Source organism: Kribbella sancticallisti (genome assembly GCF_039530625.1).
Taxonomy (GTDB): domain Bacteria; phylum Actinomycetota; class Actinomycetes; order Propionibacteriales; family Kribbellaceae; genus Kribbella; species Kribbella sancticallisti.
Genome location: NZ_BAAAOS010000019.1, coordinates 280,544 through 301,068, shown reverse-complemented (window position 1 = coordinate 301,068; position 20,525 = coordinate 280,544). Strand labels below are relative to the sequence as shown.

General features: G+C 68.1%; 20 protein-coding genes. 8 read left to right on the top strand and 12 right to left on the bottom strand.

Annotation, left to right across the window (positions count from 1 at the left end; all coding sequences use genetic code 11):
- Positions 1-6 precede the first annotated feature (6 nt).
- The 4 genes from ggt to miaA all read right to left on the bottom strand — a co-directional run bounded on the left by ggt (position 7) and on the right by miaA (position 4,115).
- Complete coding sequence (gene ggt, locus ABD255_RS15800; protein WP_344214416.1) at positions 7-1,833, bottom strand: gamma-glutamyltransferase; 1,827 nt, start codon at positions 1,831-1,833, stop codon at positions 7-9.
- 88 nt (positions 1,834-1,921) lie between these two features.
- Positions 1,922-2,620, bottom strand: coding sequence for a hypothetical protein (locus ABD255_RS15795; protein WP_344214414.1), 699 nt, complete (start codon positions 2,618-2,620; stop codon positions 1,922-1,924).
- A 12-nt stretch (positions 2,621-2,632) separates the two neighbouring features.
- Complete coding sequence (locus tag ABD255_RS15790; RefSeq protein WP_344214412.1) at positions 2,633-3,154, bottom strand: SigE family RNA polymerase sigma factor; 522 nt, start codon at positions 3,152-3,154, stop codon at positions 2,633-2,635.
- On the bottom strand, positions 3,141-4,115 hold the full coding sequence (miaA, locus tag ABD255_RS15785) for a tRNA (adenosine(37)-N6)-dimethylallyltransferase MiaA (protein ID WP_344214410.1): 975 nt from the start codon (positions 4,113-4,115) through the stop codon (positions 3,141-3,143). Before miaA ends, ABD255_RS15790 begins: the two co-directional genes overlap by 14 nt.
- A 197-nt stretch (positions 4,116-4,312) precedes the next feature.
- On the opposite strand from miaA, the gene ABD255_RS15780 reads away from it, so the two are divergent.
- The 4 genes from ABD255_RS15780 to ABD255_RS15765 all read left to right on the top strand — a co-directional run bounded on the left by ABD255_RS15780 (position 4,313) and on the right by ABD255_RS15765 (position 7,479).
- Positions 4,313-4,516, top strand: coding sequence for a hypothetical protein (locus tag ABD255_RS15780; RefSeq protein ID WP_344214408.1), 204 nt, complete (start codon positions 4,313-4,315; stop codon positions 4,514-4,516).
- Positions 4,517-4,593: 77 nt separating this feature from the next.
- Positions 4,594-4,851, top strand: a complete 258-nt coding sequence (locus ABD255_RS15775) for an antitoxin (RefSeq protein WP_344214407.1) — start codon at positions 4,594-4,596, stop codon at positions 4,849-4,851.
- Between the two features lie 161 nt (positions 4,852-5,012).
- Positions 5,013-5,465, top strand: coding sequence for an NUDIX hydrolase (locus ABD255_RS15770; RefSeq protein WP_344214406.1), 453 nt, complete (start codon positions 5,013-5,015; stop codon positions 5,463-5,465).
- A 115-nt stretch (positions 5,466-5,580) separates the two neighbouring features.
- The gene (locus tag ABD255_RS15765; protein ID WP_344214403.1) at positions 5,581-7,479 is read left to right on the top strand and encodes a LamG-like jellyroll fold domain-containing protein; all 1,899 of its coding nucleotides are present in this window, start codon (positions 5,581-5,583) and stop codon (positions 7,477-7,479) included.
- Here ABD255_RS15765 and ABD255_RS15760 read toward each other — a convergent pair.
- Together ABD255_RS15760 and miaB are read right to left on the bottom strand one after the other, a co-directional pair.
- A complete protein-coding gene (locus ABD255_RS15760) occupies positions 7,469-8,134 on the bottom strand; it encodes a phosphotransferase (RefSeq protein ID WP_344214401.1) in 666 nt (221 codons plus the stop codon). The genes ABD255_RS15765 and ABD255_RS15760 overlap by 11 nt on opposite strands.
- Positions 8,135-8,141: 7 nt before the next feature.
- Positions 8,142-9,620 (bottom strand): tRNA (N6-isopentenyl adenosine(37)-C2)-methylthiotransferase MiaB, encoded by a 1,479-nt coding sequence (gene miaB, locus ABD255_RS15755; protein ID WP_344214399.1) that lies wholly within the window; start codon positions 9,618-9,620, stop codon positions 8,142-8,144.
- Positions 9,621-9,935: 315 nt separating this feature from the next.
- Here miaB and ABD255_RS15750 point away from each other — a divergent pair, with 315 nt between their 5' ends.
- The 4 genes from ABD255_RS15750 to ABD255_RS15735 all read left to right on the top strand — a co-directional run bounded on the left by ABD255_RS15750 (position 9,936) and on the right by ABD255_RS15735 (position 13,323).
- Positions 9,936-10,706 carry an amino acid ABC transporter ATP-binding protein gene (locus ABD255_RS15750; protein WP_344214397.1) on the top strand — a complete coding sequence of 257 codons (771 nt, stop codon included), beginning with the start codon at positions 9,936-9,938 and terminating at the stop codon, positions 10,704-10,706.
- Between the two features lie 66 nt (positions 10,707-10,772).
- A complete protein-coding gene (locus ABD255_RS15745; protein WP_344214396.1) occupies positions 10,773-11,699 on the top strand; it encodes a glutamate ABC transporter substrate-binding protein in 927 nt (308 codons plus the stop codon).
- 107 nt (positions 11,700-11,806) lie between these two features.
- A complete protein-coding gene (locus ABD255_RS15740; protein WP_344214395.1) occupies positions 11,807-12,457 on the top strand; it encodes an amino acid ABC transporter permease in 651 nt (216 codons plus the stop codon).
- Positions 12,454-13,323 (top strand): amino acid ABC transporter permease, encoded by an 870-nt coding sequence (locus ABD255_RS15735; protein ID WP_344214393.1) that lies wholly within the window; start codon positions 12,454-12,456, stop codon positions 13,321-13,323. The genes ABD255_RS15740 and ABD255_RS15735 overlap by 4 nt, the downstream gene beginning before the upstream one ends.
- A gap of 87 nt (positions 13,324-13,410) precedes the next feature.
- Here ABD255_RS15735 and groL read toward each other — a convergent pair whose 3' ends face one another.
- The 6 genes from groL to ABD255_RS15705 all read right to left on the bottom strand — a co-directional run bounded on the left by groL (position 13,411) and on the right by ABD255_RS15705 (position 20,428).
- Positions 13,411-15,060, bottom strand: a complete 1,650-nt coding sequence (gene groL / locus ABD255_RS15730; protein WP_344214391.1) for a chaperonin GroEL — start codon at positions 15,058-15,060, stop codon at positions 13,411-13,413.
- A 21-nt stretch (positions 15,061-15,081) separates the two neighbouring features.
- Positions 15,082-16,116, bottom strand: coding sequence for an amidohydrolase family protein (locus tag ABD255_RS15725; RefSeq protein ID WP_344214389.1), 1,035 nt, complete (start codon positions 16,114-16,116; stop codon positions 15,082-15,084).
- Between the two features lie 57 nt (positions 16,117-16,173).
- Positions 16,174-16,530 (bottom strand): propane 2-monooxygenase effector subunit MimD, encoded by a 357-nt coding sequence (mimD, locus tag ABD255_RS15720; protein ID WP_344214387.1) that lies wholly within the window; start codon positions 16,528-16,530, stop codon positions 16,174-16,176.
- Positions 16,527-17,624, bottom strand: a complete 1,098-nt coding sequence (locus ABD255_RS15715) for an aromatic/alkene monooxygenase hydroxylase subunit beta (RefSeq protein ID WP_344214385.1) — start codon at positions 17,622-17,624, stop codon at positions 16,527-16,529. The genes mimD and ABD255_RS15715 overlap by 4 nt, the downstream gene beginning before the upstream one ends.
- Positions 17,625-17,634: 10 nt before the next feature.
- Positions 17,635-18,657 carry a 2Fe-2S iron-sulfur cluster-binding protein gene (locus ABD255_RS15710; RefSeq protein WP_344214383.1) on the bottom strand — a complete coding sequence of 341 codons (1,023 nt, stop codon included), beginning with the start codon at positions 18,655-18,657 and terminating at the stop codon, positions 17,635-17,637.
- A gap of 118 nt (positions 18,658-18,775) precedes the next feature.
- Positions 18,776-20,428, bottom strand: coding sequence for an aromatic/alkene/methane monooxygenase hydroxylase/oxygenase subunit alpha (locus ABD255_RS15705; protein ID WP_344214381.1), 1,653 nt, complete (start codon positions 20,426-20,428; stop codon positions 18,776-18,778).
- Positions 20,429-20,525: the final 97 nt, after the last annotated feature.

Here is a 20,525-nt window from a genome sequence, read left to right as displayed (position 1 = left end):
GAAGGGCTAGCGGGCCCAGATCTCGTGGACCGTTCCGGCGGATCCGCCGCCTCGACGGGTGGGCTCGGCCGCGGCGAGGTAGCCGCCGCCTGGCAGGACCTCCAGTGCCGCCACAGCACCGATCTCGGCCGCTGAGGTGAAGGCGTCACCGGACGGGACCAAGGTGTGCTTGTACGGCGCCAGCGCCGCGCCGTACTTCTCGATGAACGGCGGTTCGGCGGTCACGTTCGCCGTGTTGCGCTGGGAGGCGCGGGGCGCGGCGACGGCCTGGGGCAGGCTCATCCCGCGGTCCAGGCGGTTCGTCAGCGTCTGCAGGACGGTCGTGATGATGGTCGAACCGCCCGGCGAGCCGAGCGCCAGGAACGGCTTGCCGTGCCTGAGCACGATCGTCGGCGACATCGAGGACCGCGGCCGCTTGCCGGGCTCGATCCGGTTCGGGTCGGCCGGGTCGTAGACCGCGGAGAAGTCCGTCAGTTCGTTGTTCAGCAGGAAGCCGCGACCGGGCACGGTGATCCCGCTGCCGCCGGTCTGCTCGATGGTCAGCGTGTACGACACCACGTTGCCCCACTTGTCGGCGGCCACCAGATGTGTGGTCGACAACCCCTTGCTGTCAGGCCGGTCCGCGGTCGCCACGCCGGCGGCGCAGGGTGCGTACGAGCCGTCCGGGGAACCGGGCTTCACCGGCTTCATCGCCGCCGTGTCCGGGTCGATCAGGCAGGACCTCTCCCTGCCGAACCCGGCCGACAGCAACTCCTTCGTCGGCACGTCCACGTACGCCGGATCGCCCACGTACGCGCCGCGATCGGCGAAGGCCAGCGCGGACGCCTCGAGGTACGTGTGCAGCGCCTGCGGGGTCGACTGCTTCGACAACTTCCACGGGGTCAGGATGTTCAGCGCCTCGCCGACGGTGGTTCCACCGGACGAGGACGGCGCCATCCCGTACACGTCGAGCCCGTTGTAGCGGACCTTCGTCGGAGCGCGGTCGATCACCTTGTACTTCGCCAGGTCCGCCGTCGTCAGGTAGCCCGGCATCACCGGCAAGGTGGTCCCGGCGGTCTTCGGCGGAGCCTTGACGACGTTCTCCATCTCCTGCGCGAGCGGACCGGTGTAGAACGCCGACGGCCCCTTCTTGCCGATCAGCTCGTAGGTCTTGGCGAGCTCCTTGTTCTTGAACACCGAGCCGACCACCGGAGCATCTCCGTTGGGCAGGAACAGCTTCGCGGTCGGCACGATGGCGGCGAACCGTGCCTTGTTGTCGAGCGTCTGGCTGCGGAAGGTCGCGTCCACGACGAAGCCACGATCGGCCAGTTCCGCGGCCGGCTTCAAAGCCTTGCGCAGCGACAGCGATCCCCACTGCTTCAAGGCGGAGTTCCAGGTGGCCAAGGTGCCGGGCACTCCGACGGAAACACCCGAGGTGACCAACTCGGGAGTGAACCGGTACGGCGCTCCGGTGGCGGGGTTGATGAACGCGTCGCGCGGCATCGTCGCGGGCGCGGTCTCCCGGCCGTCGATGGTGGAGACCTTGCGGGTCTTCGCGTCGTAGTAGACGAAGTACCCGCCGCCGCCGATCCCGGCGGAGTACGGCTCGGTGACGCCGAGCGCGGCCGCGGTGGCGACCGCCGCGTCGACGGCGTTGCCGCCGCGGCGCAGTACGGACAGGCCGATCTTGGTGGCGTCGGGATCGACCGACGAGACGGCACCGCCGAACCCGACCGAGGTCGCGTTCTTCTCCGGCAGCCGGGGCTTGTGAGTGGCCGCGGCGCTGCTCGCGGTCAAGCCGGACAGGACGAGCGCACCCGCCATCAGGGTCGCGGCCAGGCTTTTCGGTGTCACGGGTCCTCCGCAGGAGCTGGGCATACAGGGACAGGCCCTGCCTACCGCCTCAGCGGCGCGTACGCCAGTTCTCGCGCGTTCCGGCGCGTCAGTTGACCGTGCAGGAAGCCAGGAAGCGGCGCAGCAGGTCGTCGTTCCATTCCTGGGTGCCGACCGGTAGCTGCACCATCAGCCACGTGTCGCCGACCATCACCTGGCCGGTCTCCCGGCCCGCGAAGGTGCCGAGATGGAAGACCTTGCCGGCCTCCTCGGTCACCCGGACCGCCTGCAGGGTCTGGGCCTGCGGGGCCGCCCGAAGCTCCAGCTTGGCCGCCACGTCGTCGGACGTCCGCGCGCTCGGCGGCGTCAGTACGACGCGCTCCGCGGTCGCGGTGGGCTCCGCGGTCCAGCCCAGCGGTGCGAGCGTGCAGCCGATGTTCCTCCAGACCTGCTGGTTGGCGACCAGCGCGATGGTGGAACTCGAGTACGTCGTCGCCCCCTCGTCCGACCGCGACGGCGTCGCGGCGGGCGTCGCCAGAGACCGGTCCGTGTCGGCGCCCGCCGCCGGTGCACTGGCCTCCTCGGCGCCGGTGGCGACCTCCGTCTCGCCACCGCCCCACCACTTCACCTGGTTCCCGATCGCGAGCACAGCCGTCGTCACGGCGGCGGCACACAGCACGCCGGTGACCCGGCGGCGCGCCTTGATCCGGCGCAACGCCCGGCGTCCACGCGCCACGTCCGCGTCCACGTCGGCCGGCGGGATGCCGTCGACCGCACGGTCGGCGAACTGCGTCAACAGCCTCTTCACGTCGTCCACTTCTCAGCTACTCCCGGTCGCGGGATCCGTGGCCGGGTCGTCGGCCATCAGGTCCTTCAGTCGTTTCAGCGCTTTCGCGGTCTGGCTCTTCACGGTGCCCTCGGTGCACTCCAGGATCCGGGCGCAACTGGCCACGTCGAGGTCCTGGAAGTACCTCAGCACCAGGACGGCACGCTGCCGCGGCGCGAGTTCCAGCAGGGCCTTGCGGACGGCCAGCGTGTCCACCGGATCCGTCGTCTCCGAAAGCCTCGGCTCGAACGTCTCGGCCGTCACCACCTCGGGGTGGCGGCCGGCCCGGCGGCGCTCGTCCAGGAAGGCGTTGACCAGGATGCGGTGCGCATACGGCCCGGCGCCTTCGTGCCGGATCCGGTGCCAGTGCACGTACACCCGGGTGCAGGTGGTCTGGACCAGATCCTCGGCGGTGTGCACATCCCCCGCGGTGAGCAACATCGCCGTCCTCAACAGTCTGCCGCGGTCCGCGACGACGTACTCGCGGAACTCGGCCTCACGGTCACCCCCTCGCATCCACAGCCCCCAGGCCTTCTTCCACCTCGACTACGCCGCCGGGACCCGACTGGTTGCCTCGTACTGTCGCGAGCGCGCGTTCCACCAGATCGGGAGCGTCGTAGGGCAGCCAGGTGATCCGTGGATCCTTGCGGAACCAGGAATCCTGGCGCCGGGCGAACCTGCGGGTGGCCTGGGCGGTCCGGTCCCGCGCCTCGGCCTCGGAGATCTCCCCCCGCAGGAGGGCGATCACCTGGGAGTACCCGAGCGCGCGGTTCGCAGTACGGCCGGCCAGCAAGCCCTTGCCCAGCAGGTCCTTCACCTCTTCGACGAAGCCTTGCTCGAACATCCGGTCCACCCGGCGGTCGATCCGCTCGTCGAGCACGGGTCGCGGTACGTCGAGGCCGAGTTGCACGGCGCCCGGGTAGATGTAGGTGTGCTCGGGGAGCGTCGCGACGTACGGGCCGCCGGTGATCTCGATGACCTCGAGGGCGCGGACAATACGCCGGCCGTTGCTCGGCAGGATCTGCTCGGCGGCGGCGGGATCCTGGCCGGCGAGGCGGGCGTGCAACGCGCCGGACCCGTGCTCTTCCAACTCGGCCTCCAGCCGCGCCCGTACCGCGGGGTCGGTGCCCGGGAAGGCGAAGTCGTCGAGGATCGCGCGGACGTAGAGCGCCGAGCCTCCGGCCAGGACCGGAACCACCTGACGGGTCAGGCAGTCGTCGATCGCCCGCCGCGCCAACTGCTGGAACTCCGCGACCGTCGCGGTCCGGGTGACGTCGAGGATGTCGAGCAAGTGGTGCGGAACACCCTGCTGCTCGGCGGCGGTGATCTTCGCCGTACCGACGTCCATGCCGCGGTAGACCTGCATCGCGTCGGCGTTCACCACCTCCCCGGTCAACCTCTTGCACAGGGCAACCGAAAGGTCGGATTTTCCGGCCGCCGTGGGACCGACGACGGCGACGACGAGTGACTCGACCATCCCCTCAGTGTGACAGTGCCGGGTGACGGAGCGTGGATCGGCGTGAACTCGGGAACTTCCGGCCCCGAAAGGCTTGTGGTGACCCTCTGAGTTCGGTAGGAACAGGAGCAAGGGAATTACGGTCCGGACCGCTATCCGATCGACGGCGGGTCCGGGCGACCGTGACCATCGCAGCACCTACTCGGGAGGAACACCCAGTGAGCAATCCGTTCGAGGAAGAGGCGGACGCCGCCAAGGAGAACCTGGACCTGGCGGGACAGGGAGCCGAGGGGCTCAAGAGCAAGGACAGCGGTGGTGACATCGAGTCCGGTGGCGACATCGAATCGGGCGGTGACATCGAATCCGGTGGCGACATCGAGTCCGGCGGCGACATCGAGTCCGGCGGTAACGACGGCACCTGAGCCGCATCCCACACCTGGGGCTTCGATGATGGGAAGATCGCCGCTAGCTGTCTGTAAATAGATCACTACGCTAGGGAATGGGAGCCCCAGAGATGGGCATCTTCGACAAGTTCAAGGGCAAGGCCGAGGAGCTCAAGGAGAAGGCGACCGACGTCGTCGACTCCCACGGTGACAAGGTCGGCGACGGCCTCGACAAGGCCGGTGACTTCGCTGACGACAAGACCGGCGGCAAGTACGGGGACAAGATCGACCAGGGTGTCGACCAGGCCAAGGACCGTCTCGACGGCCTCGACGGCCAGGACGACGACATCGACAACGGCCCCAAGCCGGCCTGACCACGTCCCGAAGGGCCGCAAGGGATTCCTCCTTGCGGCCCTTCATCCTTTCCGGCCCGCGGCTCTTCACCCTTTTCCGGCCCGCGGCCCTTCATCCTTTTCCGGCCCGCCGCTCTTCATCCCTTTCCGGTTTGTCTGTTGGCTTCTCTAGGGTGAGCGGCATGGATCGGTTTCAGGTGATTCCCGCCGCGTACGTGGCCCTGCGCCGGGGCGACGAGGTGTTGTTGTTGCTCCGGGCCAACACCGGCTACATGGACGGCTACTGGGCGGTCCCGGCCGGTCATGTCGAGCACGGTGAGTCCGTCCTCGACGCGGCCCGGCGCGAGGTGCGCGAGGAGGTCGGCGTGGAGATCGCCGCCGACGACCTGGTCCCGCTCACCGCGATGCACCGCACCGGCGGCAACGGCCTGGCGATCGACGAACGCGTCGACTTCTTCTTCACCGCCGCCCGCTGGACCGGCGAGCCACGACTGATGGAGCCGGGCAAGGCGGCCGGCCTCGACTGGTTCTCCCTCGACAAACTCCCCGATCCGGTCGTCCCGCACGAGGCCCGCGTCCTGGCCGGCCTGCGCGACGGCAGCATTCCCCCGGTGATCGCGCACGGTTTCGGGTAGGCCCACCAGCCGCGGTGAGACGTTCGCCTGCCGTTCACCGATGCTGAGGGCAACCGCTCTAGAGTGCCTGCGATGCGTGGGCGTGAGGCCCCACGGCTGAGCGCTGGAGGCACCGATGAACGAGCAGCACGACGGTACGAGCAGGCGGCGGATCCTCCAGGCGGGCGCACTCGGCGCCGGCGCCGCACTGGGCGGCGCACTGGGCGGCGGTATCGCCGGGGCCCTGCCCGCTGCGGCCGAGTCAGGCGCCGCGACCGCTGCCGCGGAGACCACCGGCGCCAGGAGCACCAGCGCCGCGGGGAGCATCGGCGCGGCGAGCACCCGGCCCGACCCGGACAACCCGCGCTTCACCATCGCGGTCGTGCCCGATACGCAGTACCTGTTCGATCTGGACCGGGGTGATCCCGCGCCGCTGACGGCGACCTTCGAGTACCTGATCGAGCAGCGGGCGGCCGACAACATCGTGTTCACCGCGCACCTGGGTGACGTGGTGGAGAACGCGCAGGCGAGCGAGTTCGCCCAGGCCGACCCCGTGTTCGCCGTCCTCGACCGAGCCCGGATGCCGTACAGCGTGCTGGCGGGCAACCACGACATCGACGGCTCCACCGACGACCAGCGCGGCGACTCGGCGTACCTGCGCACCTTCGGGCCGCAGCGGTTCCGCCGGATGAGCACGTACGGCGGGTCGACACCGGACGGTTACAACTCGTACCACGTGTTCCGCGCGGCCGGTCGCCAGTGGTTGCTGCTGGCAATGGACTGGCGCCCGTCGGACGCGTCCTTCGCCTGGGCCCGCCAGGTGATCGCGGACCACCCGACGCTGCCGGTGATCCTGACCATCCACGAACTGGTGAACGCCGACCCCGGCAAGCCCGTCGCGTACTTCACCGAGCACGGCGAGCGGGTCTGGGACCAACTTGTCGACGGCAACAACCAGATCTTCCTCACCCTGAACGGGCACTACTGGCCGTCCGGGCGGGTGACCCGGCAGAACGCCGCCGGCCACGACGTGCACCTGCACCTCACCAACTACCAGGACCGGTACTACGGCGGCGGCGCGATGATCCGGCTGTACCACTTCGACCTGGCCCGGAACACGATCGATGTCGAGACGGTCAACCCGTGGATCCTGAGCCAGCAGCCGGCCCGGCGCAGCCTGCTCGCCGAGGCCGAGATCGAGCTCAGCGACGACACCAACCGCTTCAGCGTCCCACTCGACTTCACCGCCCGCTTCGCCGGGTTCGACCCGGCGCCAGTACGCCCGGCTCGCGATCCAGCCGCGATGGTGATCCCCGGCACGGTTGCGTACTGGCGCCTCGACGGCCCGGTCGGCACCCGCGTCGTCGACCACTCCGGCCGCGGTAACGACCTCACGCCGGTCCTGCTCCCGGGCTCACCGGCCGACAGCCTTCGCGCTACTCCCGAGCACCACCCGGACCAGCCCGGCCACGCCAGTTGGTTCTTTGCCGGTGGCAAGAACCCGGCCCGCGGCGGTTACCTGAAGACCGCCGACAACGCCCCGCTCAACCGCCTGACCTTCCGCGACGGCTACACGATCGAGGCCTTCGTGAAGCTCTCCGACGACGGGCAGGACCACTCCTGGGAAGGTCTGCTGAGCCGTCTCGGCACCGGCGCTGACGCGGGCAAAACCGGCAGCGACCCCTCGGAACCCGTCGTCAACCTCGCCTTCTCCGGCGGACGCCAGGTGCAGTGGGCCGTCTACCCGCTCGACCGCAACGACACCTTCACCAACTGGGGCCACGAGGAGGTCGCCGGCCGCTGGTTCCACGTCGCCGTGGTGAACGACGGCCGCCACACCACCTTGTTCATCGACTCCTCTGAACTCCTTCGCAACCCCGCCACCCGCTCCAACGGCCTCAGCACCACCGGCGCTGCCTGGCTGCTGGGCGCCAATCACTACGCCAACAAGATCGAGCAGTCCTTCGCGGGCCACATCGGCGAACTCCGCATCGTCGACCGCCCGCTCAAACCCGGCGACTTCCTCAGCGCGTGAGGTAGGAGCGGATCAGTCCGGCCTGGGCCGGGAGGAGGGCCAACTCTGCCGCGGTGAGGGTGGGGTTGGCGCCGCGGGAGGCGAGAGCGGCGTCCAGGCCGGGTGTGGGGTCGATGGAGTCTGCGAGATAGCCGGCGAGGGCCTTACGGAGCAACGGGGACAGCGACTCGAAGGCGGGGTCCAGGGCGACCTGGGCGAAGATGATGGCGGTCATGGCGACGTCGAACTCCGCCTGGCCTTCCTCGGCGTTGCGCCAGTCGATCACGACCGGCCCCTCGGCTGTCAGGATGACGTTCTCCGGGTGAAGATCGCCGTGCACGACGACCTGGCCTGAAGTGCCACTGGGTGCGGGGATGGCGTGCAGGCGGCGGTGCAGGTCGGCATGCATCCGACCCAGCTCCACCGGGGAGACCTCACCGGCGATCGCAGCGTCGGCGAGGGTGGGACCGCTCAGTCGCTCGATCACCATGTCGGCGCCATCGACCTGACGGACCGCCGGGACCGGATAGTCGTACTTCGCGACCCAGCGCATGAAGTCGGCCTCGTCGCGGACCGGATGACCGTTGCGATACCGCCGAAGCACCCAGGACTCGTCGATCGAGTAGACGTCCGCGTCCCGCCCGGAGGCGAAGGGTTCGGCGTCAGGCGGCAGCACGGAAGGGTCAGCCGACCTGGCAGCCGCCGGTGGCCGGCTCCAGCGGAGTGGCTCCGATGCTCGGCATCCCGAGCATGACGCCCGGCGCGGCAGCGGCCGCAGGCGCGTCCTGAGCACGTTCCCAGGCGTCGCCCGCCCGCGTACGCCGTACTGAACCGAAGACGTCCGCCACCAAGTGGTGCGGGGCGGCGTAGGTGATCTCGACGGTCGCCATATCGCCGGGGCGCGGCCTCTCGACGCCTTCGGGCAGCGCGAAGTGGACCAGGCGGTTGTCCCGGGCGCGGCCGGACAACCGATGGGTGGCGGCGTCCTTGCGCCCCTCCCCCTCGGCGATCAGGACCTCGACCGAGCGGCCGACGATCTTCTTGTTCTCGTCCCAGGCCATCTCATCCTGCAGCGCGACGAGTCGCTCGTACCGCTCCTGCACGACCTCGCGGGGCACCTGGTCTTCCATCACCTCGGCCGGAGTGCCGGGGCGCTTGGAGTACTGGAACGTGAACGCGCCGGCGAACCGGGCCTCGCGGACCACGTCGAGGGTGCCCTGGAAGTCCTCCTCGGTCTCCCCCGGGAACCCGACGATGATGTCGGTGGTGATCGCCGCGTCGGGCATCGCCGCGCGGACGTCGGAGATGATCTTGAGGTAGCGGTCGCGGCGGTACGAGCGGCGCATCGTCTTGAGGATCTGGTCGGAGCCGGACTGCAGCGGCATGTGCAGCGACGGCATCACGTTCGGGGTCTGGGCCATCGCCTCGATCACGTCCGCGGTGAAGTCGCGCGGGTGCGGCGACGTGAACCGGACGCGCTCCAGCCCCTCGATCGAGCCACACGCGCGCAGCAACTTGCCGAAGGCGAACCGGTCGCCGAACTCGACGCCGTACGAGTTCACGTTCTGGCCGAGCAGGGTCACCTCGAGCACGCCCTCGGCGACCAGCGCCTCGACCTCGGCGAGCACGTCGCCCGGGCGGCGGTCCTTCTCCCGGCCGCGCAGCGCGGGGACGATGCAGAACGTGCAGGTGTTGTTGCAGCCGACGCTGACCGACACCCAGGCGGAGTACGGCGACTCGCGGCGGGTCGGCAGCGTCGACGGGAAGACGTCGAGCGCCTCCAGGATCTCGACCTGGGACTCCTCGGCGATCCGGGCCCGCTCCAGCAGCACCGGCAGCGAGCCGATGTTGTGGGTGCCGAAGACGACGTCCACCCAGGGCGCCTTCTTGGTGATGGTCGCCTTGTCCTTCTGCGCCAGGCAGCCGCCGACGGCGATCTGCATGCCCGGGTTCTTCGCCTTCACCGGCGCCAGGTGACCGAGATTGCCGTACAACTTGTTGTCTGCGTTCTCGCGGACCGCGCAGGTGTTGAAGACGACCACGTCGGCCTGGCCGCCCTCGGGCGCGCGGACATAACCGGCCTCCTCCAGCAGGCCGCGAAGGCGCTCGGAGTCATGCACGTTCATCTGGCACCCGTGGGTGCGGACCTCGTATGTACGCATAACAGCCACCAAGAGTACGTCCGAGGGTAGACATTTCCCTACCCGGGACAGGGCGGCCGCTCACCCCGCACCAGGCGCTGTACGCCGCGACGGTCGAGCCGCGCAAGATCGCCGACCTGGTGGTGCTCGACGACAACCGTGCGAACACTCTGACTGCAGCCGGTTGCTGCGGAACGCGCGGTTCCGGACACTAACGGCCATCATCGAGCGGGCTGTGACCGCACGGTCACAGCCCGCTCGGTGAGATTGCAGATCGTTACCACCGTGGAACCGGGGATCCGTGCAGTCACCCCGCGCCTCCGCTAGGTTCTCGCCATGAGCGATTCCTCCGCCGTCGATACCGTGACGACAACAGGTCTTGTCGCCCTGACAGGTGTGAACAAGCATTTCGGTGACCTCCATGTGCTGAAGGACATCAACCTGTCCATCAACCGGGGCGAGGTGGTCGTGGTGATCGGACCGTCCGGGTCCGGCAAGTCCACGCTGTGCCGGGCGATCAACCGGCTCGAGCCGATCGATTCGGGCGAGATCATGCTGGACGGCCAGCCGCTGCCGAGCGAGGGCAAGGCGCTGGCCAAGCTGCGCGCCGACGTCGGCATGGTCTTCCAGTCGTTCAACCTGTTCGCCCACAAGACGATCCTGCAGAACGTCACCCTCGGTCCGTTGAAGGTCCGCAAGACCGACCCGAAGCAGGCCGAGCAGCGCGCGATGGAACTGCTCGAGCGGGTCGGGGTGGCCAACCAGGCGTCGAAGTACCCGGCCCAACTGTCCGGCGGCCAGCAGCAGCGCGTCGCGATCGCGCGGGCGCTGGCGATGGATCCGAAGGTCATCCTGTTCGACGAGCCCACCTCGGCGCTCGACCCGGAGATGATCCAGGAGGTTCTCGAGGTGATGATCGATCTGGCCCGGCAGAACATGACGATGGTCGTGGTCACGCACGAGATGGGCTTCGCCCGCAGTGCCGCCAACCGGGTCGTGTTCATGGCCGACGGCGAGATCGTCGAAGAGGCGACCCCCGACACCTTCTTCACCAACCCGACCTCACGGCGTGCCCAGGACTTCCTCGGGAAGATCCTCAAGCACTGACGAGACGCCCGGCGGGCCCCACGGGCCGGCCGCAACTGCAGTAAAAACACACGAAGGGGATCCCCAATGAGAATGCGCAACCTCGTCGCCACGCTCGGCGTCGCGGCGCTCGCGCTGACCGTCGGTGCCTGTGGCAAGGACGAGCCGGTCTCCGGCGGCGGTGACACCGGCGGCGGCAGCACCAGCGGCTGCGGCGACCTGCACAAGTTCGACGTCGCCCCCGCGGCCGACCTGGCCGGCAGCGCGACCTTCGCCAAGATCAAGGCCCGCGGCAACGCGATCGTCGGGGTCAAGGCCGACCAGCCGAACCTCGGCTACAAGGATGCCAACGGCAAGCGTTGCGGCTTCGACATCGAGATCGCCCGGATGGTCTCGGCGCAGCTCGGCTTCGACCCGGAGAAGATCGAGTACAAGGAGATCCCGTCCGCCAACCGCGAGACGGCGATCGCCGGTGGCGAGATCGACTACTACGTCGGCACCTACTCGATCACCGACAAGCGCAAGAAGCTGGTCGGCTTCGCCGGCCCGTACTTCGTCGCCGGCCAGGACCTGCTGGTCCGCAAGGACGACACCTCGATGGACGCCGGCAAGACCGGGCTGAAGGGCAAGAAGGTCTGCTCCGCGACCGGCTCGACGCCGATCCAGAAGGTCAAGGACGAGGGCCTCACCGAGCCGAACAACATCTCGGAGTTCAAGACCTACTCCGAGTGCGTCTCGCAACTGCTGGACAAGAAGGTCGACGCCGTCACCACCGACGACGCGATCCTCAAGGGCTACGCGGCCAACGCGCCGGAGGACCTGCGGGTCGTCGGCAAGCCGTTCAGCACCGAGAAGTACGGCATCGGCGTGCCGCTGGCCGACAAGCCGCTGCGGGACAAGGTGAACGCCGGTCTGGAGGCCTCCTTCGCCGACGGCACCTGGAAGGCCGTGTACGACGAGACGCTCGGCAAGTCCGGCTCGCCGGGCACGCCGCCCGCGCTCGAGAAGTACTGATCCGTCCCGGCTGCGGTGCCCGGTTCGCCCGGGCGCCGTAGCCGGACTCGTTCGATCGTCGCCGCTGCGCTGGCGGTCTTTCCCGCCATCGATTCTGGAAGGTCGCGATGCTCCAGGTCCTCACCGACAACTGGGAACTGTTCAGAGACGGGTTCTGGACGACGATCAGGTTGTTCCTGGTGTCCGGCATTCTCAGCCTGGTCCTCGGTACCCTGCTGGCCGGCTTCCGCGTCTCGCCGATCCCGGCGCTGCGCGCCGTGGGCACCGGCTACGTGAACACGCTGCGGAACACTCCGCTGACGCTGGTGTTCGCGTTCCTCGTCTTCGGCGCCCCCAAGATGGACATCCAGCTGCCGGGCTTCTTCTGGTCGGCCGTCACCGCGCTGACCCTGTACACGTCGGCCTTCGTCTGCGAGGTCGTCCGGTCCGGTGTCAACACCGTGTCGCCCGGCCAGTCCGAGGCCGCCCGCGCGGTCGGGATGACCTTCATCCAGGTGCTCGGTGTCGTCGTCCTGCCGCAGGCCTTCCGGGCCATCGTGCCGCCGCTGACCAGCGTGTTCATCGCGTTGCTGAAGAACACCACGATCGCGGCCGGCTTCTCCGTCCTCGAGGCGGGGGCCATCCCGGCCGTGATGGCCGAGCGCGGTGAGAACCAGATGCTCACCCTGCTCTGGATCACCATCGGCTTCCTGATCCTGATCACTCCCCTGGTCCTGCTGCAGCGCTGGGCCGAACGACGGACGGCGGTGGCCGCATGAGTGCCGTGTTGTACGACGTCCCCGGCCCGCGGGCGAGGGTACGTAACCGGCTCGCCAACATCATCGTGGTGGTGGCCGTCCTCGCCGCCGTCGGCTGGGTGCTCTACCGGCTGAACGTGAGCGGCCAGTTCGAGGGCCGCCGCTGGGCCCAGTTCCAGTACACGGCCATCCAGGAGCAACTGCTCGAGGGTCTGCTGAACACGCTCAAGGCGGCCGGCCTCGCGGCCGTGTTCGCCCTGGTGTTCGGCGCCGTCTTCGCCGCCGGCCGGATCAGCGACCACAAGATCCTCCGGGTGCCGGCCACCGCCGTGGTCGAGCTGTTCCGGGCGATCCCGCTGCTGATCCTGATGTTCTTCTTCTACTACGGCTCGCTGCAGTTCCAGCTCGGCCTGTCGCCGATGTGGGCCGTCGTCCTCGGCCTGACCCTCTACAACGGCTCGGTCCTCGCGGAGATCTTCCGCGCCGGCATCAGCGCCGTACCGAAGGGCCAGCGCGAGGCGGCGTACGCGACCGGCCTGCGGAAGAACCAGGTGGTCCGGCTGATCCTGCTCCCGCAGGCGGTCCGGGCGATGCTGCCGGCCATCGTCAGCCAGCTCGTCGTCCTGCTCAAGGACACCGCGCTCGGCTTCATCATCACCTACAACGAACTCCTCTACGTGGCCAAGCAGATGGGCGGCCGGCTCGAGTTCGGCTTCCCCTACATCCCGACCTACATCGTCGTCGCGGTCATCTACATCGGCCTGTGCTCGCTGCTGTCGGTCCTGGCCCGCTACCTCGAAAGCCGCTCGCGCCGCTCCCGCAAGATCACCGGCGGTCCGCCGCCATCGGCAGCCGAATCCGCCACCTCGGTGGAAGCCCCGCTCTAAGCCCTCTGGGGTGGGCACTCCGCCGCGACACGGGTGCCCGCCCCCGGGCGGGTGCGGGGGCGGGCGGGCCAGTTGGAGCACGTCGGGTCAGTAGATGTTGGAGGGGCGGACCATGCCTTCGGCGAGGTCGCCGAAGCCGGGGGCCATGATCGCGCCGGGGTTGCCCACGACTTCCTCGACGATGGCGGTTTCGGTGGTGATCAGCAGCGCTGCGATCGAGGCGGCGCTCTCCAGGGCGGACCGGGTGATCTTGACCGGGTCCATCACGCCGAAGTCGAACATGTCGCCATAACTGCCCGTCAGGGCGTTGAAGCCCTGGCCGACCGGCAGCTCCGACACCGTCTTGACCACCTCGTCGCCGTCGTAGCCGGCGTTGATGGCGATCCAGCGCAGCGGTTCGGCGAGGGACTGCCGGACGATCTCGCGACCGACCAGCGCGTCACCGGTCAGCTCGAGCCGGTCGAGCGCGTCCCGGGCCTGGGTCAGTGCCGACCCGCCGCCCGCGATCACGCCTTCCTCGAGAGCGGCCCGCGTCGCCGACAGGGAGTCCTCGACCCGGTGCTGCTTCTCCTTGAGCTCGACGCCCGTCGCCGCGCCGACGTGGATCACGGCGACCCGGCCGGCGAGCCGCGCGATCCGGAGCCGGAGGTTGTCCTGGTCGTGCTCGTTCTCGGTCCGCTCGAGCTCCTTCTCCAACTGGTGCAGCCGCGCTTCCACGGCCGAGGAGTCCCCCGCGCCGCCGACCATCGTCGTACCGGACTCGGTGATCGTGATGCGGTGGCACGTTCCCAGGTCGGCGAGCGAGACCGAGTGCAGGTTGACGCCCGAGTCCTCGCTGACCACCCGCCCACCCAGTACCGCGGCCAGATCCTCCAGCTCGGCCACTCGCCGGTGCCCGAATCCCGGGGCCCGCACGACCACCGAGCGGAACGTGTCGTGCACGTTGTTGCTGACCAGCATCTGCAGCGCCGGACCGTCCACGTTCTCGGCCAGGATCACCAACGGCCGGCCGGCCCGGGTGACCGCCTCCAGCGTCGGCATCAGCTCCTGCAGCTGGCTGATCTTCTTGTTGGTCAGCAGGATGAACGGGTCGTCGAAGACGGTCTCCATCCGTTCCTTGTCGGTCACCATGTACGGCGAGATGAAGCCGTGGTCGAACTCGATGCCGTCGACAACGGTCAGGCTCAGCCCGTACGCCGGTGACTCCTCGACCGTGACCACGCCGGTCTTCCCGACCCGGTGCATCGCCTCCGAGATGACCGATCCGATCTCCGGGTCGTCATTCGCGGACAGGGTTGCCACATACAACAGATCCGTCGGCCCGCCGACCTCGGCAGTGCGGGACTGCAGGGTCTGCACGACCACCGCGACGGCCTCCTCGATCCCCCGCCGCAACTGCATCGGGTTCGCACCGTCGTCGACCGCGCGCAGGCCCTCCCGGACCAGCGCCTGGGCCAGCACAGTGGCGGTGGTGGTGCCGTCGCCGGCCACCCCGTTGGTCTTCATCGCGACTTCCTTGACCAGCTGCGCGCCCATGTTGGCGAACGGGTTGCGCAGCTGGATCTCCCGCGCGATGGTCACGCCGTCGTTGGTGATGGTCGGCGGTCCGGTCAGCTTCTCCAGTACCGCGTTGCGCCCCTTGGGTCCGAGTGTCACCTTGACCGCGTCGGCGAGCGCGTTGACGCCCTGCTCGAGCAGTTGCCGGGCGTCGGTGCTGAAGCGAAGGTCCTTGGCCATGATGGTTCCTTCCAGAAAGAGTCAGGCGACCTGGACCGGCGCGGAGCCGATCGGCTTGTCGGTGGCGTCGTCGGTGATCCGCAGTTCGGCCGGTACGTCGAGGCCGTAGAGCTTGGCCGCGTTCAGGCCGAGGATCTTGCGCTTCACGTCAGCCGTCAGTACGCCGTACTCCGACTGCATGTCCTCGGGGATCTGGAAGTCCACGAACTTCTCGACCAGCCACTTCGGCTGCCAGATCGCGTAGTCGCTGGCGAAGGTGATCCGGTCCTCGCCGATCCAGTACAGGAGTTCGCCGATGATCTGGGCGAAGTACTTCGGCCGGCTGTGGATGAACGGCATCGCCACCGCCAGTCCGCCGTACACGTTGGGCTCCTGGGTGGCGATCCAGCAGAAGTCCTCGAGCCTGGGCAGGCCGACGTGCTCGACGATGAAGTTGAGCTCGGGGAACATCGAGGCGGCGTAGTCGATGTCCTGTACGTCGAACGCGTCCCGGTTCAGCGGGTAGATGGTCGGGCCCTTGTGCACGTGGATGTTGGTGATGCCGAGCTCGACGCACTTGCGAAGGTACGGTTCGGCCGGCGGGTCCGACAGCTTCCAGCCCTTCGAGTCGCCCTTCCACTCCGCCGTGTAGAGCTTGACGCCCTGGAGGTTCCAGCGGGCGTGCAACTCCTCCAGCTTGTCCAGGCCTTCGGCGCCGTCGCGGGGATCCCACGAGCCGTTGGTGATGAACTTGCCGGGGTTGTTCTCGGCCACAGCGCCGTCGCGCTCGGTGGTGTTGAACCCGTCGACGTAGAAGTCGGTCAGGTAGGTCGGCTGGAAGATCGCCTTGTCCACGTAGCCGACCTCGAACAGGTCGTGCAGCAGGTCGGCCTCGGAGTAGGCGCCGAACTTCTCCGGCGTCCAGACGTACTCCTCGGGCGACAGGTTGCGGTGGTAGTCGTAGAAACACGCGGTGAAGCCTTCGCCGTACCGGTTCCGGTTGTTCTCCGGCCGGCCGTTCCAGAAGTGCACGTGGCTGTCCACCACGTAGTACTTCTCGCCGTTGCTCTCGTACATGGTTTGCCTCCCTGGCAGGCAACAGCCTGGGCCCCGGCGGACCGGGGCCCAGGGGGTTCAGCTGGTGACCTCGACCAGGTCGAAGTCGATGAACTCCGCGGCCTCCTCCGGGCTGGAGAAGAGCATCGTCTTGTCGTCGAAATGGACCATCCGCCCGTAGTGGGTGGACATGATCTCCTCGAAGTCGGACTGGTCGAAGTCCGAGCCGAGCGCGTCGGAGATCTCGGCGAAGTCGAAGGTGATCCGGCCGACGCCGTCGACCCGGATCATCGACGGGTACTCGGTGATCGTGACGTTGTCCTTGCGGCCCATGATCTCGGCCACCACGTAGCCGTTCTGGTTGTTCATCAGGGTCACACCGCACATGTTCGAGAAGGTCCGGTCGACCGCGCCGAACTCCTTGGTCTCCGTCACTGGTCCAGCTCCTTCGGGGGTTCGAGGTCGAGATCGGCGAGCACGGTGCGGAAGGTGGCCTTGGCCGCCTCCAGCGAGTCGGCGAAGGTGACGACCTTCTCGTTGGGCTGCGACCAGATCGGCTGCAGCTCGTGGGCGGCCCGCAGGCTCTGCGGAACCCAGGTGGCCAGCCACTCGCCCAGTACGGCCTTGTTCTCCGCGCCGTGCTTCTCGTCCCGGGTCAGCATCGAGAACAGCGCCCGGCTGTAGCCCAGGTCGCGGCTGTAGTCGTTCTCGCCGGCCCCGACGATCGTGGGCGTGATGTAGTCGCCGTTGCGGGCCGAGATCTGCATCAGCAGGTCGCTGCGGAACAGCACCCCGACGAGCGACTCGAAGACGATGTTCGTCGCGAACAGCGCCTCACCCCAGTCGCCGATCGCGGTCAGCCGCTCGGCGTTCTCCCGGACGCCCTGCCAGACCGGGTCGCTCTGCCAGACCTCCTTGTGCACCTTGCCGTCGAAGCCGATGTCGGACTCGGCCAGGTCCAGGTTGAACAGCGCCAGGTCCTGGGCGAACCGCAGCTTGTGCGCCGCGTTGACCGCCATCGCGTTGTTGATCATGTTCGTCGGCGCCGACCGCTGGGCGGCGGTGAACACGTGCATGCCCAGCCCGTTCTCGGCGTGCATCCAGGCGCCGAGGTTGCGCTCGATGAACCGGACCCAGGCCGGGTTCCAGTGGTCGTAGGCCTTCGCCCGCTTGGCGTTCTCCAGGCTCAGGCTGATCTGCCGGACGATCGCCGCGTTGTTGCGGTAGATCGTCTTCTCCCACTCCTCGTTCGGGTCGCGGAACTGGTGCCAGTCCGACGAGACCAGCCGGGTCCAGTCCTGCGGGTAACCGCCGGAGCTGTTGGCGAAGCCGTAGATCCAGCCCTGCGACAGGTGCCGCTCGGGATCCGGCTGGACGTCGAAGGTGACGTCCTCGTACGTCGTCGCGCGGGCCTTGGCCGGCTTGTAGTAGTTGTAGCTGCGACTGGTCGAGCTCGGGAACGTGAGCGCGCCGGCCTCGGAGTCGGTGAACTCCGGGTGCGGGAAACTCCGTTCTTTCGTCTGTGCCATCTCAGGTCTCCTACTCCGCCACCGAAGTGGTGAACTTGTCGTAGTGGATGTGCTCCCGCGGTACGCCGTGCATCTCCAGCAGGTCGATCGCCGCGTCGACCATCGGCGGTGGCCCGCACAGGTAGGCGTCGCACTCGGCCAGCCCTGGCTCCAGCCGTTGCACCACCTCCGTCACGAACCCGGTGTGCTGCCAGTCGTCGGGCCAGCTCTCCGACAGGCAGCCGACGAACTCGAAGTCGGACAGTTTCGCGCCGAGTTCCTCGATCTGCGCCAGGTAGAACAGGTCCTCGTGGGTGCGCGCGCCGTAGTAGAACCGGACCGGCCGGTCGATGCCGTCGGCCACCAGCTGCCGGAGCAGGCTGAGGATCGGGGCGAGTCCGGCGCCACCGCCGATGCAGACGATCCGCCGGTCGGAGGACTTCTTCAGCGTGAACGTGCCGTACGGCCCGTCCAGCTCCAGCTCGTCCCCGGGCTGCAGCTTCTCGTCCAGCAGCCCGGAGAAGTGGCCGCCGGGGTACTTCTTGATCAGGAACTCCAGCGGCTCCCCGGGCAGGTTCGCCATCGAGAACGATCGATGCCCGTCGTGCCCGGGGATCCGGATGTCGGCGTACTGCCCCGGCTTGAAGACGAACGCGGCCGGTTCGACCAGGTCGAGCCGCAGCGACACGATGTCGCGGGTGACCGGCTCGATCGCGGCGATCGTGGTGCGTAGATGCTGCAGCGGTACGGCGTTGCGCAGTTCCTCCTCGTCATAGTTGATCAGCTCCACGGTCAGGTCGGAGTACGCGTGCGACTTGCACAGCAGGATGTAGCCCTCGTCGCTCTCGTACTCCGCCAGCGCGAACGTCGAGTACCGGTCCATCTGGACGTCGCCGTCCAGCAGGAACGACTTGCAGGCGGCGCACTGGCCCTCCTTGCAGCCGTGCATCAGCGCGATGCCCTGGCGGAAGGCGGCGTCCAGCACCGTCTCCTCCTCGTCGACCTCCATCTCGAGATCGACGGGCTCGAACCTCACGACATGCTTGTCACCCATCGAGTGCTCCTTGCTGCGGGCCCAGAGGGCTTGGCGGCGGGCTTGGGGGCGGGCTGGGCGATCGGTGGCGGCGGGGTGTCGCCAGGGTCCGCCGCCACCGACCTGCCTTGGGGGTGGGTCAGACCTTGGCCGGCGCGGGCCGTCCGGCCGGACCGCCTGCCGTGTACGCCGCGATGTGGGCCTCGCGGTCCGCGTCGGACATCTCGTTCAGCAGGATGTTCGGACTGGCGAAGTTGATGCCCCGGACGTCGTCCAGCGTCCACAGCAACTTCTCGTCGTCCAGGTCCAGGTGCGGCTGCGGGATCAGCGTCTTGCCGTCGTCGCGGACGTAGCCGAGGTCCTTGATGATGTCGGCCAGATCCCGGTTGTGGTGCAGCGTCTCCCACTCGCGGTGCCCGGTCAGCCGGCCCATGTTCGGCGTCGGCCGGCCCTCGTACTCCGGCCGGAACGCCTTGATGTCGGTCCAGGCGCAGGTCTCGGAGCAGTAGGTGCGCCACTGTCCGTCGACCTTCTCGGTGACCATGTCCTCGCGGATCAGCGCCGGCACCATGCAGGTCCAGCAGCGGTGCGGGTACTGGTAGTCGACGTCCTCGAAGGCGATCGGCTTGTTCTTGCCCGGGTAGCGCAGGCGGTTGTAGTTCTCCCACCACTTGCCGTACTTGTTGTACCAGCCGGGGTACTTCTCCTCGAACCACTCGAAGTCGGTGTCCGTCATCGGGTCGATCCGCCAGTAGTTGACCGGCCAGCCGGTGGCGAAGAACTGCGCGACCTCGTGCACGTAGCCCTTGTTGTAGATCCGGTTCCAGGCCTCCTCGACCAGGTCGTGCGGGATCTTCAGGCCGTACTTCTCCAGCGGGATCAGGTAGCTGCGGTAGTAGTCGTCGTAGATCCACCGGCGCCACATCTCGGCGTAGGAGTCGCGGTCCTTGCGGCGGTCCTTCGTGCCGTACTCGATGAAGGTGCCGATCGCCGCGTCGACGACGCAGTGGTTGTTCCACCAGGCGTAGCGCAGGTCCCGCTCGAGCAGCTGACGGTTGTCCTCGTCGGCCAGTGCCATCAGCAGGATCGAGTAGCCGTTGCTGATGTGGCGCGACTCGTCGGACTGGACCGAGTGGAAGACGGTCGGCAGCAGGTAGTCGCCGTTGGCCGCGGCCTCGTCGGGCATCGCCACGAACAGCGTGTTCGTGAACGCGGTCTCGGCCACCACCGTGAGGTAGATGTTGGCCGCGGTGATCGCGTCGCCGGTGATGAACCCCTCGCCGAACTGCCGGCCGATGGTGCCCGCGTAGTTGTTCGCGAACGCCTTCTCGGTGATGTCGAACCCGGCCGGGTCGATGTAGTGGTTCATGTACAGCTTCTTGAGGTTCATCTGGATCGTCGAGTGCCGGACCTCGTCGATCATCTGGACCGCCAGCCCGTTGTGGATCTCCGGGTTCGGCACCGCGTCGATCGCCATCGGCATCGCCCGGGCCGCGGAGATCTCGGGGAACGGGATGATCGACAGGAACAGCTTCTGCCACTCCATCCAGCGCTGCTGCACCTGGCGGAACATGTTGCCGCGGATGGCGCCGTCCATGGCGCCGAAGACGCGGTTGTCCTTCTCCTCCTCCATCGGGAAGTAGGACCGCATGATCTGCTTCAGCGGGTCCTTCTTCGGGGCCTTGTCGAAGGTGTAGTCGGTTCCGAAGCGTGTCGCGGGAGTCGCGAAGGTCGGCTCCCAGGACAGTTCGGTGATCTTGGCATGTGCCTTGCTCAGACTCTGCCTGCTCACGGTCTGCCTCCTCGGGGGTACAGGTCAACGGCCCGGTGCGTTGCTTCCGGGGCCGCCGTGCACCGATCACACCGCGGACCAGGCCTTGCGCTTGTCT